This is a genomic window from Candidatus Pantoea floridensis, from assembly GCF_900215435.1.
Classification (GTDB): Bacteria; Pseudomonadota; Gammaproteobacteria; order Enterobacterales; family Enterobacteriaceae; genus Pantoea; species Pantoea floridensis.
On record NZ_OCMY01000001.1, the window covers coordinates 2,596,837 to 2,611,660 of the forward strand.

15 protein-coding genes are annotated in these 14,824 nt (G+C 56.7%); 9 read left to right on the plus strand and 6 right to left on the minus strand.

Annotated features, from left to right (window positions below; all coding sequences use genetic code 11):
• Positions 1–25: 25 nt before the first annotated feature.
• The 6 genes from CRO19_RS12260 to CRO19_RS12285 all read right to left on the minus strand — a co-directional run bounded on the left by CRO19_RS12260 (position 26) and on the right by CRO19_RS12285 (position 6,513).
• Positions 26–2,077: a 2Fe-2S iron-sulfur cluster-binding protein gene (locus CRO19_RS12260; protein ID WP_097096045.1), complete on the minus strand. Its 2,052-nt coding sequence runs from the start codon at positions 2,075–2,077 to the stop codon at positions 26–28.
• A 10-nt stretch (positions 2,078–2,087) separates the two neighbouring features.
• Positions 2,088–2,705 carry a glutathione S-transferase family protein gene (locus tag CRO19_RS12265; protein WP_097096046.1) on the minus strand — a complete coding sequence of 206 codons (618 nt, stop codon included), beginning with the start codon at positions 2,703–2,705 and terminating at the stop codon, positions 2,088–2,090.
• 138 nt (positions 2,706–2,843) lie between these two features.
• On the minus strand, positions 2,844–3,356 hold the full coding sequence (locus CRO19_RS12270; RefSeq protein ID WP_097096047.1) for a ferritin-like domain-containing protein: 513 nt from the start codon (positions 3,354–3,356) through the stop codon (positions 2,844–2,846).
• Positions 3,357–3,424: 68 nt separating this feature from the next.
• A complete protein-coding gene (locus CRO19_RS12275; protein ID WP_007893075.1) occupies positions 3,425–3,607 on the minus strand; it encodes a con-10 family general stress protein in 183 nt (60 codons plus the stop codon).
• 492 nt (positions 3,608–4,099) lie between these two features.
• Positions 4,100–5,188: a tartrate dehydrogenase gene (locus CRO19_RS12280; protein ID WP_097096048.1), complete on the minus strand. Its 1,089-nt coding sequence runs from the start codon at positions 5,186–5,188 to the stop codon at positions 4,100–4,102.
• Between the two features lie 14 nt (positions 5,189–5,202).
• On the minus strand, positions 5,203–6,513 hold the full coding sequence (locus CRO19_RS12285) for an MFS transporter (RefSeq protein WP_097096049.1): 1,311 nt from the start codon (positions 6,511–6,513) through the stop codon (positions 5,203–5,205).
• Between the two features lie 131 nt (positions 6,514–6,644).
• Here CRO19_RS12285 and CRO19_RS12290 point away from each other — a divergent pair, with 131 nt between their 5' ends.
• The 9 genes from CRO19_RS12290 (at position 6,645) to CRO19_RS12330 (ending at position 14,734) form a co-directional block, all read left to right on the plus strand.
• The gene (locus CRO19_RS12290; protein WP_097096050.1) at positions 6,645–7,553 is read left to right on the plus strand and encodes a LysR family transcriptional regulator; all 909 of its coding nucleotides are present in this window, start codon (positions 6,645–6,647) and stop codon (positions 7,551–7,553) included.
• Between the two features lie 290 nt (positions 7,554–7,843).
• Entirely contained in the window at positions 7,844–8,803 is a 960-nt protein-coding gene (locus CRO19_RS12295) for a LysR family transcriptional regulator (protein WP_176519151.1), read from the plus strand.
• A gap of 368 nt (positions 8,804–9,171) precedes the next feature.
• A complete protein-coding gene (locus CRO19_RS12300) occupies positions 9,172–10,626 on the plus strand; it encodes an NAD(P)-binding domain-containing protein (protein ID WP_097096052.1) in 1,455 nt (484 codons plus the stop codon).
• Entirely contained in the window at positions 10,623–11,105 is a 483-nt protein-coding gene (locus CRO19_RS12305; RefSeq protein ID WP_097096053.1) for a CMD domain-containing protein, read from the plus strand. The genes CRO19_RS12300 and CRO19_RS12305 overlap by 4 nt, the downstream gene beginning before the upstream one ends.
• Positions 11,102–11,668: a peroxidase-related enzyme gene (locus tag CRO19_RS12310; protein ID WP_097096054.1), complete on the plus strand. Its 567-nt coding sequence runs from the start codon at positions 11,102–11,104 to the stop codon at positions 11,666–11,668. Before CRO19_RS12305 ends, CRO19_RS12310 begins: the two co-directional genes overlap by 4 nt.
• 10 nt (positions 11,669–11,678) lie before the next feature.
• On the plus strand, positions 11,679–12,416 hold the full coding sequence (locus CRO19_RS12315; protein ID WP_097096055.1) for an amino acid ABC transporter ATP-binding protein: 738 nt from the start codon (positions 11,679–11,681) through the stop codon (positions 12,414–12,416).
• A gap of 20 nt (positions 12,417–12,436) precedes the next feature.
• Positions 12,437–13,252 carry a transporter substrate-binding domain-containing protein gene (locus tag CRO19_RS12320; protein ID WP_097096056.1) on the plus strand — a complete coding sequence of 272 codons (816 nt, stop codon included), beginning with the start codon at positions 12,437–12,439 and terminating at the stop codon, positions 13,250–13,252.
• A gap of 87 nt (positions 13,253–13,339) precedes the next feature.
• Positions 13,340–14,026 carry an amino acid ABC transporter permease gene (locus tag CRO19_RS12325; protein ID WP_320204511.1) on the plus strand — a complete coding sequence of 229 codons (687 nt, stop codon included), beginning with the start codon at positions 13,340–13,342 and terminating at the stop codon, positions 14,024–14,026.
• Positions 14,027–14,041: 15 nt separating this feature from the next.
• Entirely contained in the window at positions 14,042–14,734 is a 693-nt protein-coding gene (locus CRO19_RS12330) for an amino acid ABC transporter permease (RefSeq protein ID WP_097096058.1), read from the plus strand.
• The last annotated feature ends 90 nt before the right edge of the window (positions 14,735–14,824 follow it).

A 14,824-nucleotide genomic window follows, 5' to 3' on the forward strand; every position in this document is an offset into this window, starting at 1 on the left:
CCCGTTAATGTGTGAAGCCTGATACTCACAACGCCAGGTGTATCGCCTGCTTTTCTCCCTCTTGTTGAGCGGGTAGCGCGCAACAAATCAATACTTCATCGTCCGCCACGCTGGCGCTGGGGGCCGTTTGATAGGTTACTGCGCCTTGCAGCAGTTTGGTTTTGCAGCTGCCGCAATGCCCGGCGCGACAGCTATAAGCCGGTCTCAGCCCGCGCGCTTCGGCCAGCTCCAGCAGTGAACCCGCATCCGGCGTCCAACGCGCCTCTTTTAATGAGTCCATAAATTTCACCGGCACCGATTGGGTTGCAACTGGCAACTGCGGCGTATCCTGCCGGGCAACATCCTGAGTGCGCTGCAGCGAGGAAGGGCCAAAGGCTTCCGCATGAATGCGATGATCGGCGATATTGTAAGCGCGCAGTCCGTCATACAGCGCCTGCGTGAATGCTGGCGGACCGCACAGATAGAAATCGTAATCGTTGAACGGTAGCACCTGCGAAAGCAGCGCCATATCAATGCGTCCAGCGATGTCGTAATCGAAGCCCTGTTCCGCATCCGTGGTGTGGCTTAGCACACGCACCAATTTGACGGCACCCTGCGCCTGTGCCAGCAGCTGATCAAGCTCACGCGCGAAAGGCCGCTCGGCTTTAGAGCGAGCCGATTGCAACAGAACCGTTGGCCGCATCCGCTGCTTACGCTGGCCTTCAAACACCAGATGCCGCAGCATCGCCAGCATGGGCGTAATGCCCACGCCGGCGGCAAGCAGTACCGCTGGACGCGTTTCGTTAGCATCGATAGTGAAATCGCCCGCCGGAGCACGCGCCTCAAGCGTATCGCCAACCGCAATCCCATCGTGAAGATAACGCGATACCGCACCCTCGCGCTTCACGCTGATACGATAAAACCCATCCGCAGGCGCGACCGAAAGCGTATAGGCGCGCATCAGCGGTTTCTCTGCACCTGGCAGCTGCACACGAATCGGCAGATGTTGGCCGGCCAGATGCGGCAGCACGCCGGCACCGTCATCCGGCTGTAAATACAACGAGCGAATAGTGCTGCTCTCTTCGACAATTTTTGTCACTTTAAACGGCCGCCAGCGCGAAGCCAGTTCCGCCGCACGCAGACGTTCGGCGGCGTTTTGCCAATCCCCCGTCATCAGCGAGCTCGCTTCTATGCTCTCTGCCGGTGTCATCCAGCGCAGGGCGAGGGCGGCACGACGACGTACGATGCGGCGCGCGCGAAACGTCCAGAGTCGCTCCGCGCCCTGAAAAGCGGCGATCTCTGGCGAGTCGAGGATCACTTCGGCATCACCGCTCAGCTGCAGCGTGTCGCCGCTGGCATAGTCGACAAACAGCAGCCCCGCTTTGCCGTTCAGGTGGATGTTGCCAAGGGTAGAGAAGAACAGATTGCCGTTGAAATCGGGAATCGTCAGCAGGCCGTCATCGCCGATGCGTACAAAGCCAGGTTTGCCGCCGCGATGGGAAACATCAACCTGCCGATGAGGCTGGTCGGCATAGCTGGCAACGTAGAATGCATCCGCTGTGCCGATAGTGGTGCGCGCTGCGTCATCCAGCGCGCTCAGGGTTTCTGCTGCTGCGTCATAGCGCTCGGCCGGATCGCGGGCAAAGCGGAAATCGCGTAGCGAGATATAGCGCGGACAGTTGCCAAAGCTTTGATCAACCTGCACGCGATACCCGCCGCCAATTGCCGTCAGAACGCCATTCATGCGATTGCGGCGACGAGTGTGCAGCTCGATGCCGAGCAGGCCAATCGGGGCAGCATCCTGCATCCCGGCCGCGGCCGGATCGCTGCTATCCGCACGCGCTGCGATGTCCAGCGTGGTGGCATTGGGTGAGAAGATAAAGCCGGGCTGGCCTTCCAGCAGCGTGGCCCAGGCATCGCCCTGCGCATCAACGCTACCTGCCACGATAAATGGCAGCTGCGCATAGAAGTCACGATGCTGATCGGGCATGTGATCGCGCACCACGCGCCGACCCACGTCCGCCATGCGCTCCGCCACGCCCGCCTGCTGTTGAAGGGCTATTTCACCCTGATGCCACACCGGCAGTTTCTTAATCATAATGGTACGCTCAGGCGACGCCGCGCAGGCCGGCAGCGGTTTGCGGGAAGGGCACAAAGCCCGGCAGCGCTTCGATACGGCGCAAGAGTGCCTTCACCGTCGGGTAGCCGGAAAGGTCGACGTTGCCTTCTGGTGCGCCCACGATATAGCTGTACTGTGCGATGTCAGCGATGGTTGGGCCATCGCCCACCAGCCATTCACGGTTCTGGAGGTGGTTTTCTATGCGTGACAGCACCAGGTGCGCGCGGGCGATGACCTCTTCCGCATTAAACGGCCGTCCAAACACGGTAATCAAGCGCGCTGCTGCCGGACCAAACGCGATATCGCCCGCTGCGACGGTCAGCCAGCGCTGTACCGCTGCTGCGCCCTGTGCATCTTCCGGCAGCCACTCGCTGCGGCCGGTTTTCTTTGCCAGATAGACCAGAATGGCGTTGGAATCGGCAATAAACGTACCGTCATCCTCCAGCACCGGCACTTGCCCGAACGGGTTCATGGCGAGAAATTCCGGCGTGTGGTGCTCGCCCGCTTTGAGATCAACATCGATAATTTCATGCGGTAAACCGAGCAGCGACAGAAACAGGCGTGCACGGTGTGCATGGCCGGAAAGGGGGAAATGATAGAGTTTCATCGTGTGCTTCCTTAGGTGATGCTCGGGACGATCCCGAGCCATGCCATAAGGTTCGCACAGACGATTTAGCGGCAGAATAGCCGAATTAGCGAAGTCATTATTGCGAAAAATGGAAGAGTCATGCTGTGCGCTTCGGCGTTATTTTTTCGCCTCAACGCCCGGCGTGGCAGAGCGAACCAAATACTGTTCCGTCACCACCGGCAGATTGTTCAGCGTCCATTCTGCCATCGCAATTTCCTGTTCACGAATACGATTAAAGATATCGACGCTTTCATGATCGTTGAGATGCTGGGCTGCGGCTATCAGCGAGGTGTAACTGGCAATCTCAAGATGCTCAAACACATTTCCGCTGATCGCGCCTTTCACCACTTCATCCTCTACCATCATGCCGCCCATCGCCTGACCAAAAGCGGATATTTTGCCGGCGATATTTTTTAATACCGATTGCGAGGTGGAGTAGCGGTCAATTACGCTTTGTACCAGCACCTGATGCTGGCGAGTTTCATCTATATGCTGTTCAACGCGTAATTTGAGATCGGGATAGTGCTCAAGGCGTGAGGCCATTTTTTCCAGCATACTTTCCGCTTGTTTTTCCATGGCATGGGCATCTCTGACCCAATCGAGAAAGTGTGTTTCGCTGTTATTGCTCATAATATGCTACCTTATTGAAAATAGGGTGCTGCGGCTATTTCACCTATTAATTGCTAGCCGCAGAGACGTTACTCAGGCGATTTATCCACGACGCGACGGCTTTTTTTTCCGCCTTTTCTCCCTGCTTCAATAGCGCGTTCCGGATTATTACGGAAATTACCGCCGCTAAGCTGGCCGCCTTTTTTTCCCGCTTCGCGGGCTCTTTCTGGGTCCATGGCAAAATTGCCAGAACCGCCACGTGGTGTTGTCATGATTATTGCCTCAAAAAGTTAGATAACTATTATTTCAGTTACACCTTAAGGCTAGTCGTTAAAGCCTAACGCACAAGGCGGACTAATTAGGAGTTATCTTATCGGTATTGAAAAGGCTCGATTATTTCTTAGAGTTTGCTTAATTATTTTTCGCGTAAGAATAAATAAATTTTCCTGGCTTGATTGTGTGCCAGGTAATTATCCGTACCGCTTATATTTATTTTTAATTACCAAGCTGATGAAATCAATCATCATTAATATTACTTTTTTGTTATGCTGAGAAATGATTGTGAATCGGATTATTAGCCCTTTTCTTGTAAGGGCTATGAATCATTTATTTACTTATATCGGGCGACTTAATTTCACCAGCACCTGTGCACCGCCATTTTTCTCCAGTCGACACACGTCGAATCACAGTATGCACGAGCCATAGCGGCGCAATTCATTGCGCCGCTATGGAAGGTGGGATGATTCAACCCGCACTGGGTTAAATCAGAGGGCTTCTGCCACGCTGGCTTTGGACGTAATAAACTGCACTACCGCACGCGTCACCTCGGCGGTGTTGGCCGTGCCGCCGACATCCGGGGTCAAAATGCCTTTGGCGCAGACAAACTCGATGCCTTGCATAATCAGCGCCGCCGCGTCGCGCTCGCCGAGATGCTCCAGCATCTGCACTGCGGTCCAGAAGGTGGCGATCGGGTTGGCAATGCCTTTGCCGGTGATATCAAACGCTGAGCCGTGAATCGGTTCGAACATCGACGGGAAGCGACGCTCGGGATCGATATTGGCGGTCGGCGCCACGCCGAGGCTGCCCGCCAGCGCACCCGCCAGATCCGACAGAATATCGGCGTGCAGGTTGGTGGCCACGATGGTGTCGAGGCTTTGTGGATGCAGCGTCATGCGGTGCGTCATGGCATCAACCAGCATTTTGTCCCACTGCACATCCGGAAACTCGATCGCCACTTCGGCGGCAATCTCATCCCACATCACCATGCCGTGACGCTGGGCGTTGGATTTGGTCACCACGGTGAGCAGTTTGCGCGGGCGCGACTGCGCCAGTTTGAAGGCATAACGCATGATGCGCGTTACGCCGACGCGGGTGAAAATCGCCACTTCGGTACCGACTTCCTCCGGCAAACCACGGTGCGCCCGCCCGCCGTTGCCGGAATATTCGCCTTCTGAGTTCTCCCGCACGATGACCCAATCAAGATCGCCAGGACCGCGATTGCGCAGCGGTGACGTCACGCCCGGCAGGATTTTGGTGGGGCGCACGTTGGCGTACTGATCAAAGCCCTGACAGATCGGCAGACGCAAACCCCACAGCGTGATGTGATCCGGCACGTCAGGCGCACCCACCGCACCGAAGTAAATCGCATCGAACTTCTTCAGCGTTTGCAGGCCATCTTCCGGCATCATCACGCCGTGTTGTTTGTAGTAATCCGAACCCCAGTCAAAGGTCTCGACATTGAACTTCAGCTGCGGATCCTGGCGCGTTAGCGCGTGCAAGATTTCCACACCGGCAGAGATCACTTCCGGGCCAATGCCGTCTGCGGGAATAGCGGCAATCGAATAGTTACGCATGTTGTATCTCCAGATTAATGAGTATGAGGATGAGGAAGCTCCGCCGTTTGCGGCTTATTGCCGCGGGTGGAGAGCAGCAGAACCACGATGGCGGAGATCGCCAGCAGTCCCGCCACGAAATAGAGTCCCCAGCTGTAGCTGCCGGTTTGCTGGCGAATCACGCCAATCATCATCGGGCCGACAAAACCGCCGAGGTTGCCAATCGAGTTGATGGTGGCGATGCCCGCTGCCGCCGCTGGACCACTGAGGAACAGCGTCGGCATGCTCCACAGCGGCGGTTTGGCGGCGCTGATGCCAACGGTGACCAGCGTCAGGGCGATAATCACCGTAAACAGCGTGCTGACGTTGCCGGCATAAATCAGTCCGGCCGCCGCCAGTAAACAGGCGCCGATCACGTGCCAGCTGCGCTCTTTGGTGCGATCCGAATGGCGCGCCCAGAGGATCATGCCGATCACGCCAATTACCGCCGGGAAGGCATTGAGGAAACCGATCTCCATTGAGGATGCGCCAAAGCTGCGGATAATTTGCGGTGACCAGATGCCCAGCGTGTACAAGCCCGCCGAGGTGCCGAAATAGACCAGCGCCAGCGCTAACACGCGCTTATCGGCCAGTCCGCGCCATGCGCTGCTGTGGCTCTGCCTAGTGGCGCGCGCCTGCTCTTCCGCCCGCAGGGTGTTTTCCAGCCAGGCGCGCTCCTCATCGTTCAGCCACTTGGCTTTTGCTGGCCGATCGGTGAGGTAGAACAGCACCACGATGCCGAACAGCAGCGCCGGGATGGCTTCCAGCACAAACATCCATTGCCAGCCGGCGTAGCCTAGCAGGCCGTGCATCTCAAGCAGCGCAGCAGAAATTGGCGAACCGAGCGCCGTCGAAAGCGGTGCGGCAGCCATAAAGATAGCGGTGACCTGCGCGCGTTTCGCCGCCGGGAACCAGTAGCTGAGATAGAGAATGATGCCGGGGAAGAATCCGGCTTCCGCTACGCCGAGCAGGAAGCGCAGCACATAGAAGCTGGTGGTGCCCTGCACGAAGGCCATGCAGCCGGAGACTAATCCCCAGGTAATCATCACGCGGGCGATCCAGATGCGTGCGCCGACTTTGTGCAGAATTAAATTCGACGGTACTTCAAACAGAAAATAACCGAGAAAGAAAATTCCGGCACCAAAACCAAACACCGTGGGCGAGAAACCTAAATCCTGATTCATGGTTAATGCAGCAAAACCAATATTGACGCGATCGAGAAAGGCGATGAAGTAGAGCAGCATGATGAAGGGCACAATGCGTAACGTCACTTTACGCATCACCCTTTTTTCGAGGTGAGAGTTCATATTAACGTGCTCCAGATTGTGTAGGGGTAGTATTATTTTTTTGTCTTCGCGTTCAGTATGCAGTTTTGCTTTGGGGGATCATCAGGCGTGGATTATATAAAGTATTTGCATAATCAACGGGCGAGGGAAATGTGGATATAAATCAATTGCGTTGTTTTGTCGCCGTGGGTAAAGAACTCCATTTCGGGCGCGCTGCTCAAAGAATGGAAATGATGCCTGCGTCACTTTCTCGCTTCATTCGTTTACTGGAAGAAGACCTTGGCGTGCGCTTGTTAAATCGCTCGACGCGTAATGTTTCATTAACCGCCGAAGGCGCGATATGTTTTGATGAGGCCAGCAAATTAATCGATCAATTTGATGCGCTGGCGCAGCGATTTAAAGTCGGATTAAAAGATGAGCGTCGTACATTACGCATTGGTGCCATCGATAGCGCCGCGCGCGGATTAGTTCCGGCGTTGCTTAACTTATTTGTGCCGCTGCATCCGCACAGTGATATTCATATTATTGAAGACAAAACCATTAATTTAATTCCGAAATTAAAATCGGGCTGGCTGGATATGATTTTTATCCGCGAACCGCAAAGTATTGATGCGTCTTTAGCGGTGCGCTTTATTACCCGTGAAAGCTGCGTGCTGGCGGTGCCAATTCAGCATGCGCTGGCGCAGCGCGAACGGGTGGCGGTGGTGGATTTCCAGCATGAAGCGATGATTATTCCCGATCGCCGCACGCGCCCGCACAGCCACGATTTGACGATGAGTTTGTTCAAACTGGCGGGACTCACGCCGCACATCGCGCAGTTCGCCGAAGAGAAACAAACCATTCTGAGTTTGGTATCGGCCGGTTTGGGATTGGCCGTGGTGCCCGCGTCGTACCGCACGATGAACAGCGACAGCGTGCGCTACATAGCGCTGGATCTGCCCGAACAAATCAAAGGCTTGCCGCTCAGTATTGCCTGGCAAAAGGGCAACGAAGACGCGTTTTTACTCGAGATGCTGCGGCTGCTGCATGAGAATGAATGTGAGTTGACGGAGAAGTTGTGATTTCCCTCACCCTAACCCTCTCCCAGAAGGAGAGGGAATGATTAGTTGGGAGAAAATGCTGAATTCCGCAGAGGACGGTTCCCTCTCCCAGAAGGAGAGGGAATGATTAGGTGGGAGAAAAATGCTGAATTCCGCAGAGGACTGTTCCCTCTCCCGCCTGCGGGAGAGGGCTAGGGTGAGGGACAAAGCGCACTGTCCACCCAGTGGCTAATTGCCGCGACTCTCTCTATGATGAAAACTTTCCCGCGCCAATGTCGGGAGTGATCAATGAGTTAGGGAAAAATCGCGCGATGACTATTTTAAACGACCTGGATTTGCGGCAGCTGGAGGCCTTCTCGGCGGTGATCTCTGCCGGTAGCGTTACGGCGGCAGCAAAGGCGCTCAATCGCTCGCAGCCGGCGGTGTCGCGCTTGATTCAGGAACTGGAACAGTCGCTCGGTTATCCGCTGTTTATCCGCAACGGCCCGCGTATCCATCCTTCGGAAGAGGCATTGCAGCTGCATCAATACGTGCAGAAAGCGCTGCTCTCGTTGCAGCAAATTCGCCTGCGTGCGCAGGAGATCGCCCATCAGCAGCATCGTCCACTGAGTATTGCCGCCACGCCCGCGCTGGCGGCGGGATTGCTGCCGCAGGCGCTGGCCGCGCTCAATTTGCAGAACAAAGTGCAGATCATCAGCGAATCCGCAGTTAATACCGCGCATGCCGTGATCACCGCAGAGGCCGATCTCGGTCTGTGCAGCTTGCCGCTGGAGCATCACGCGGTAGAGCTGCACTGGATTGGGCAGTCGCAGTGCGTCGTGGCGCTGCCGGAGAACGATGAGCTGGCGGCGCACACGCGGCTGTCGCTCAGCAGCCTGGCGGGACGCCGTTTGATTGCGCCGTGGAGCCCGCAGCGTCTGCGCGGGCGCTATGAAAAGGCGCTGAAAAAGGTCAAAACGCCGCTGCAGGAAACCATCGAGACTAACTCCTCCGCCAATATTCTCGGCTGTGTGCGCGCCGGATTGGGCGTAGCGATCCTTGAGCCGGTGACCGGTTGGGGCATGCCGCTGGCCGGTGTGGTGATTCGTCCGCTGGAGGAGGATATTCCGTACTACTTTGGCGTGATCACGCCGCAGGGGCGACAAATCTCCACCGCTGCACAGGCCTTGGTGGAGGCCTTAGCCGACGCTGCGGCTCATCTGCTGCCAGGCTTTGAGCGTCTGCCTGCCAGCGAGCATCCGCGCATTATGCGCCTGATTAATCAGGATTAAACAACAGTGCGGGTATCAACAAGGTCGTCATAAATGACGACCCTACAATCGCCTCGTGCAGCTCTTTCCCATGATAAATGACGACCAACCCGTAGGGTCGCCATTTATGGCGACCGCCAGCCAGCTCCCACCTCGCTTATAACAATTTCGGCATAAGATATAAGAAATCCATTGGTCAAAAGCTGAGCGAGATTGTTGACTCCGTTTTAGGGCAAGAGGATTATGCGAAACCTTAGCTCTTACTATGTGATTTGGTGATTAAAGCACACTAACTATGTGTTATCGAGATAATGAAAATACATAGTCACCAACGTACTTTAGTGGTTTCGCCCGCTTGCTGGCTGCCGCTTATTTCAGGGAAAACGCGTATGACGAATGCTGCCGACGGTCTTGCCGCGCTGGAAGCTCAGCTGCAGCAGGATCTGGAATATCTTGAACTGCCTGCAAAATCCTGGGTGCCAGCGCGCACGCAGGATGGCGCCCCGGTGCGTGATGTGGTGGTGATCGGTGCCGGTATGTGCGGCCTAGCGGCGCTGGCCAAATTGCAGCTAACCGGCATCAGTAACGTGGTGGCTTATGATGCCGCGCCCGCCGGGCTGGAAGGTCCGTGGGTGACCTTTGCGCGCATGGAAACGCTGCGATCGCCAAAGACATTACACGGCCCGGCGCTCGGCATGGCGCAGCTGACGTTCCGCGCGTGGTTCACCGCGCAATGGGGCAAAGAAGCCTGGCAGGAGCTGGATAAAATTCCCAAAGCGCAGTGGATGGATTATCTGATTTGGTATCGCAAGGTGCTGAATCTGCCGGTGCGCAACAATGTGCGCGTCACCATTATTACTTTCGAAGGTGAGTTAATCGCGCTCGATCTTAGTGGTGCCGAAACCGGCCGGATTTACACCCGCCGTTTGGTGCTGGCTACCGGACGCTCTGGCCTTGGCGGTTTTGCCGTGCCGGACTTCCTGCAAGGCATTGACCGCAAATTCTGGGCGCACTCCGCCGACGACATTGATTTCGCGGCCCTGCAGGGCAAACGCATTGCGGTGATTGGCGCGGGTGCATCGTCGATGGATAACGCCGCCACCGCGCTGGAAAACGGTGCCGGTGCAGTAGATCTATTGATCCGTCGCCCACAGATGCCGCGCATTAACAAAATGACCGGCATCGGCAGCCAGGGCGTGGTGCACGGGATGTATCAATTGCCGGACGCGTGGAAATGGAAGTTTGTGGATTACACTGCTACCACGCAAACGCCACCGCCGCGTTCTTCGACGCTGCGCGTTTCACGTCATGCCAATGCACGCTTCTTCCTCAACTGCGGCATCAAAGCGGTAAAACAGCAGGCCGAGGGTTTGCTGATCGAAACCACTCAGGGCGCGCTGCGCTACGACTTTTTGATTGCCGCCACTGGCTTTAGCAACGATTTCCACGGACGCCCAGAGTTTGCCGCCATCGCACCGCACATCCGCAGCTGGCGCGACGGGCGTTATCAGCCAGAAATGGGCGCGCCGCGTGCCAATCTGCTCGAAGCGCCGGATCTCGGTCCCGCCTTTGAGTTCCGCGAATTGACGCCCGGCGCGTGTCCCGGACTGGCGCATATTCACTGCTTCAACGATGCGGCGATGCTGACGCACGGCAAAGTCTCCGGTGATATTCCGGCGGTGAGCGCCGGTGTCGATCGTCTGGTGCGCGGCATCAGCGCGTCGCTGTTTGCTGAAGACGTCGAGCAGCATTACGCCAACTTACAGGCTTTTGACACCCCTGAATTGCAGGGCGATGAATGGGTGGATTCCACGCCCTTACTCAACCAGGAGAACGCGCAGTGAGTGACGCAATTGATCGCGCAGTCGGCTTAAACGCTGAAGATGCGCTGTACGGCACGCGCCGCCTGCGCCCGGAATTTGTTGATGGCGCAGAACAGTGCCGTATATCGGTGCTGGCACCTAATGATGATCAGGGCTTAGCACCGGATGTGCGTTTTGCGCTGGCGCAGCGCATGGCGAAGTTGAATGGCGATGCCGAGCTGCAGCGCGATTATCAGGCGCAGCTGGCGGCGTTGCAGCCATCAGACGCGCTGCTGGCGCTGGCGGCCGGTGCCAGCGATCTCGCCGAACCGCTGGCGACTATCGCGCGGCATGCCGATCTCGTCACGCAGCAGCCAATGAACGCCACCGAGCAGCACATTCGCCTGCTGGAACAGGCAGGATTGAGTAATCCACAGATCGTGGCGCTCTCAGAGCTGATCGCTTTTGTTAACTTCCAGACGCGCGTCGCGGCCGGATTACGTTTGTTGAGGTCTGCATGATTCCGTCGGTTAATCTCAAGCCGCTGCACTGGCATCCTTACATCGCGCCGGTTGAGGTGGCAGATGCCACGCCCGCGCAGCTTGATGCGATGAAAGTGACGCCCTCGAACAAGAAGATCTCCGAGTATGTGCGCACGCTGGCGCACGATCCCGACAGCTACGTGGCGCGTACCGTGCTGTTCAACGCCATTATGTATGTCGATGGCGGGCTGGATCGTGCAGATCGCGAGCTCGGTGCGCTGGGCGCTTCAATCGTTAACGGCTGCAAATATTGCGCGGTGGTGCATGCGCGCCGCCATGCGCAGCTGGCAGAAAGTGATGCGGTAGTGAGTGCGATTTACTTCGATCGTGCCGATGTGCTCGGCGAGCGCGATGCGGCGATCTACCGTTTTGCCCGTCATCTGTCCGTCACGCCATCAGAGGCCAGCGCCGAGGATATGGCGGCACTGCGCGCGGTCGGCATGAACGATCAGGAGATTATCGATCTGATCCACGCCATCGCCATTTTTGGCTGGGCCAACCGTCTGATGCATGTGCTTGGCCATGCTGACCTGAACAAATAGGGGCTGCTGCATGTTAGAACTCAACGATATCAAGCTCGCTTATGGCAGCACGCCGATCCTGAAAGGCGTCGATCTATCGGTAAAACGCGGCGACGTGGTGTCGATCATCGGGCCAAGCGGCACCGGTAAAACCACGCTGCTGCGCTGCATTAACTATCTGGCGAAACCGGCGTCCGGCACTATTCAGCTCGATCAGATCCGCATGGATTATCAGGCTCCGGACAAAGCGGCGATCCAGGCGATCCGCCTGCGCACCGCGATGGTGTTCCAGCAGTTCAACGTCTTCAAAAATATGACGGTGCTGGAAAACGTGATGGATCCGCTGATCGTCATCCAGCGTAAAAGCAAACAGCAGGCGCGCGATATCGCGGTGCAAGAACTGGAGCGCGTCGGTCTGGGCACCAAGCTGGATCACTATCCGTCGCAGCTTTCCGGTGGCCAGCTGCAGCGTACCGGCATCGCCCGCGCGCTGGCGGTGCGTCCGGACGTGATGCTGTTTGATGAACCGACCTCATCGCTCGATCCGGAGCTGGTGGGCGAGGTGCTGAAAGTGATTAAAGACGTGGCGTCGTCCGGCATTACCTCGCTGCTGGTGACGCACGAGATGCAGTTCGCGAAAAGCATCTCCAATCGCATCGTGTTTATGGATCAGGGCGTGGTGGCCGCGCAGGGCAGCCCGACTGAGATGTTCGATAATCCCACCCTGCCGCGCCTTGCTCAGTTCCTCAACTCAGAACGCGTATTCTAATAATTAAAGGAATCAACCACATGCCTGCAATCAAAACCACATTACGTCGCCTGGCCGTGCCTGGCATCATCGCACTGGCGCTCATTAGCGGTAACAGCTTTGCTGACGCCGTGCGCACCATCAAAATCGCCACCGCGGCGGAATCGAAACCGCTGTCGTGGGGCGCAATTGGTCACGAGCCGCAGGGTTACGAGCCGGACGTGCTGAAAGCCATCAACGCCAGGCTGCCGCAGTACAAATTCGTCATGGAAGGGGCGGCGGATATCGCCCAGGAAACCGGTCTGGCGACCGGTAAATATGACATGGCGACCGGCGGTTATTACAAAGCGCCGACCCGCAGCAAACAGTTCCTGATCCCGGATGCGCCAATCGGCGCCAGCCTGATGAAGATCTACAGCCGCAGCGATAGCAACATCAACGGCATGAAAGATCTGGTCGGTAAGAACATCGTGCCGGTGACTGCTGGCGGCGGCGTATACAAATTTGTGACCCAGTGGCAGCAGGAAAATCCGAACGACAAAGTGGCGATCAAGGCGTCGAGCGCCGGCGTGCCGTATCCGGATCGCCTGAAAGAAGTGCAAAGCGGTAAATATGATGCGCTGATCCTGCCTTCTAACCTCGGCGAGCAGACGGTGATCGACAACCAGAAGCTGGCGATCAAAGCCAGCGAGCCGGTGGCCATCAACAACACTTACGTGCTGATTCACCGCTCTGCTGAAAACCAGGCGCTGAACGATGACATCAACAAAACGCTGCAGCAGCTGAAGGCCGACGGCACGCTGGATAAGCTGGCGCAGAAGTGGTTCGGCGAAGACGTCACTAAATACATGAAGTAAGCGATTCACCTGAAGCCGCTGCGCCCGGTGCTGAGCCGGGCGCTGCTTCATTGTTAGCAGGAGTGTTTCACCGTGAATCTGACTTCGATGATTCCCGAGCTGCTCTCGGCGCTGCCGTTGACGCTCGGCATAATGTTTGTTGCGATGATCGTCGGGTTCTTCCTGGCGCTGATCGCCACCGTGTTCCGCGTGCGCCGCATCCCAGTAATTAGCCAGGTTGTGGATCTGTACGTCTCGTACGCGCGCAGCGTGCCGGTGGTGCTGCAGCTGTTTGTCGCCTTTTATGGCCTGCCGCTGGTGGCCGAGCAGTTTGGTTTCAGCGATTTTGTCACCGCCAATATCGCGGCGATGATTGGCCTGAGTCTTTACCACGGCGGTTATCTGTCGGAAGTGATGCGTCCGGCGTTTCTTGCCGTGGAGCGCGGCCAGCATGACGCCGCCGACAGCATGGGTTACAGCTTTCGCCAGAAAATGCTGCGCATTGTCGGTCCGCAGGCGGTGCACTATGCGCTGCCGGGCTACGGCAATGCGATTATCTATCTAATTCATAACGTGGCGTTGGTGATGTACATCGGTGCGGCGGATGTCATGGCGACGGCGCATCTGATTATGGAACGTGACTACAACCAATATCAGTTCGGTACCTATCTGGTGCTGGCGGTGCTCTATTCGCTGCTGTGCGGCGTGGCCTGGTTGATTATCCGTTTCTTCGAACAACGTCACGCGAAGTACAGCTCAAAAACCGCTGCGCGCGTTAAATTCACCAGCGTCTGATAAAGGGGAGCAACCATGTTTGATCTTGAGGTTTTGCTGCCAGACTTCTGGAGCATTCTCGATGCGGTGCCGGTTACGCTGCTGATGGCGGTGACGGTGTTTATCTGCTCAACGCTGCTCGGCGGGCTGTTTGCCTTTGTCGAGCATCGCCGCATTCCGGTACTGCGCCAGTTGGTGATCGCATACAAAATTGCCTTTAAAGGCGTGCCGATGGTGGTGGTAATTTTCCTCGCCTATTACGGTTTACCACCGGCGCTGCACTTTGTTGCCACACTGTTTGGCGTGGAAGTGAATGCGCACTCGCTGCCGAACTGGGTGATTATCATTGTCGCGCTCAGCGCCTGCGTGGCGGCGTTCCAGGCGGAAGTGTGGAAGGGCGCGCTGAATTCGTTTGATAGCGGCCAATCGGATGCGGCGCTATCGCTGGGCTATAGCGGCGGCCAGCTGTTCCGCCGCGTGATGTTTCCGCAAATTATTGTGGCGGCGATCCCCGATCTGGCGAATGCCTTTATGGTGATCATGAAAGCGCTGTCGCTGGCGTTTGCTATCGAAGTGGTGGATATCTTCGCTCAGGCGCAGTTGACTGCGGCGCTGAATTTCTACTACCTCGAAGCTTTCCTGATTGCGGTGGTGTTCTACATGGTGATTGCTTATGTGGTTACCAAGATTGCCGACAAGATTGAGGCTGCGCTGCGGGTGCGGACGTAAATCCTGGTCGCCATAAATGGCGACCCTACAAAACCCGCATACCCAATCACGTAAGGTGCGCATTTATGCGCACCTTTTTTATCGCCATAA

Excerpts from the sequence above, each read along its gene's own strand:
- CRO19_RS12260 (WP_097096045.1), bottom strand. The coding sequence starts at position 2,077 with ATGATTAAGAAACTGCCGGTGTGGCATCAGGGTGAAATAGCCCTTCAA.
- CRO19_RS12265 (WP_097096046.1), bottom strand. The coding sequence starts at position 2,705 with ATGAAACTCTATCATTTCCCCCTTTCCGGCCATGCACACCGTGCACGC.
- CRO19_RS12270 (WP_097096047.1), bottom strand. The coding sequence starts at position 3,356 with ATGAGCAATAACAGCGAAACACACTTTCTCGATTGGGTCAGAGATGCC.
- CRO19_RS12275 (WP_007893075.1), bottom strand. The coding sequence starts at position 3,607 with ATGACAACACCACGTGGCGGTTCTGGCAATTTTGCCATGGACCCAGAA.
- CRO19_RS12280 (WP_097096048.1), bottom strand. The coding sequence starts at position 5,188 with ATGCGTAACTATTCGATTGCCGCTATTCCCGCAGACGGCATTGGCCCG.
- CRO19_RS12285 (WP_097096049.1), bottom strand. The coding sequence starts at position 6,513 with ATGAACTCTCACCTCGAAAAAAGGGTGATGCGTAAAGTGACGTTACGC.
- CRO19_RS12295 (WP_176519151.1), top strand. The coding sequence starts at position 7,844 with ATGACTATTTTAAACGACCTGGATTTGCGGCAGCTGGAGGCCTTCTCG.
- CRO19_RS12300 (WP_097096052.1), top strand. The coding sequence starts at position 9,172 with ATGACGAATGCTGCCGACGGTCTTGCCGCGCTGGAAGCTCAGCTGCAG.
- CRO19_RS12310 (WP_097096054.1), top strand. The coding sequence starts at position 11,102 with ATGATTCCGTCGGTTAATCTCAAGCCGCTGCACTGGCATCCTTACATC.
- CRO19_RS12315 (WP_097096055.1), top strand. The coding sequence starts at position 11,679 with ATGTTAGAACTCAACGATATCAAGCTCGCTTATGGCAGCACGCCGATC.
- CRO19_RS12320 (WP_097096056.1), top strand. The coding sequence starts at position 12,437 with ATGCCTGCAATCAAAACCACATTACGTCGCCTGGCCGTGCCTGGCATC.
- CRO19_RS12325 (WP_320204511.1), top strand. The coding sequence starts at position 13,340 with ATGATTCCCGAGCTGCTCTCGGCGCTGCCGTTGACGCTCGGCATAATG.
- CRO19_RS12330 (WP_097096058.1), top strand. The coding sequence starts at position 14,042 with ATGTTTGATCTTGAGGTTTTGCTGCCAGACTTCTGGAGCATTCTCGAT.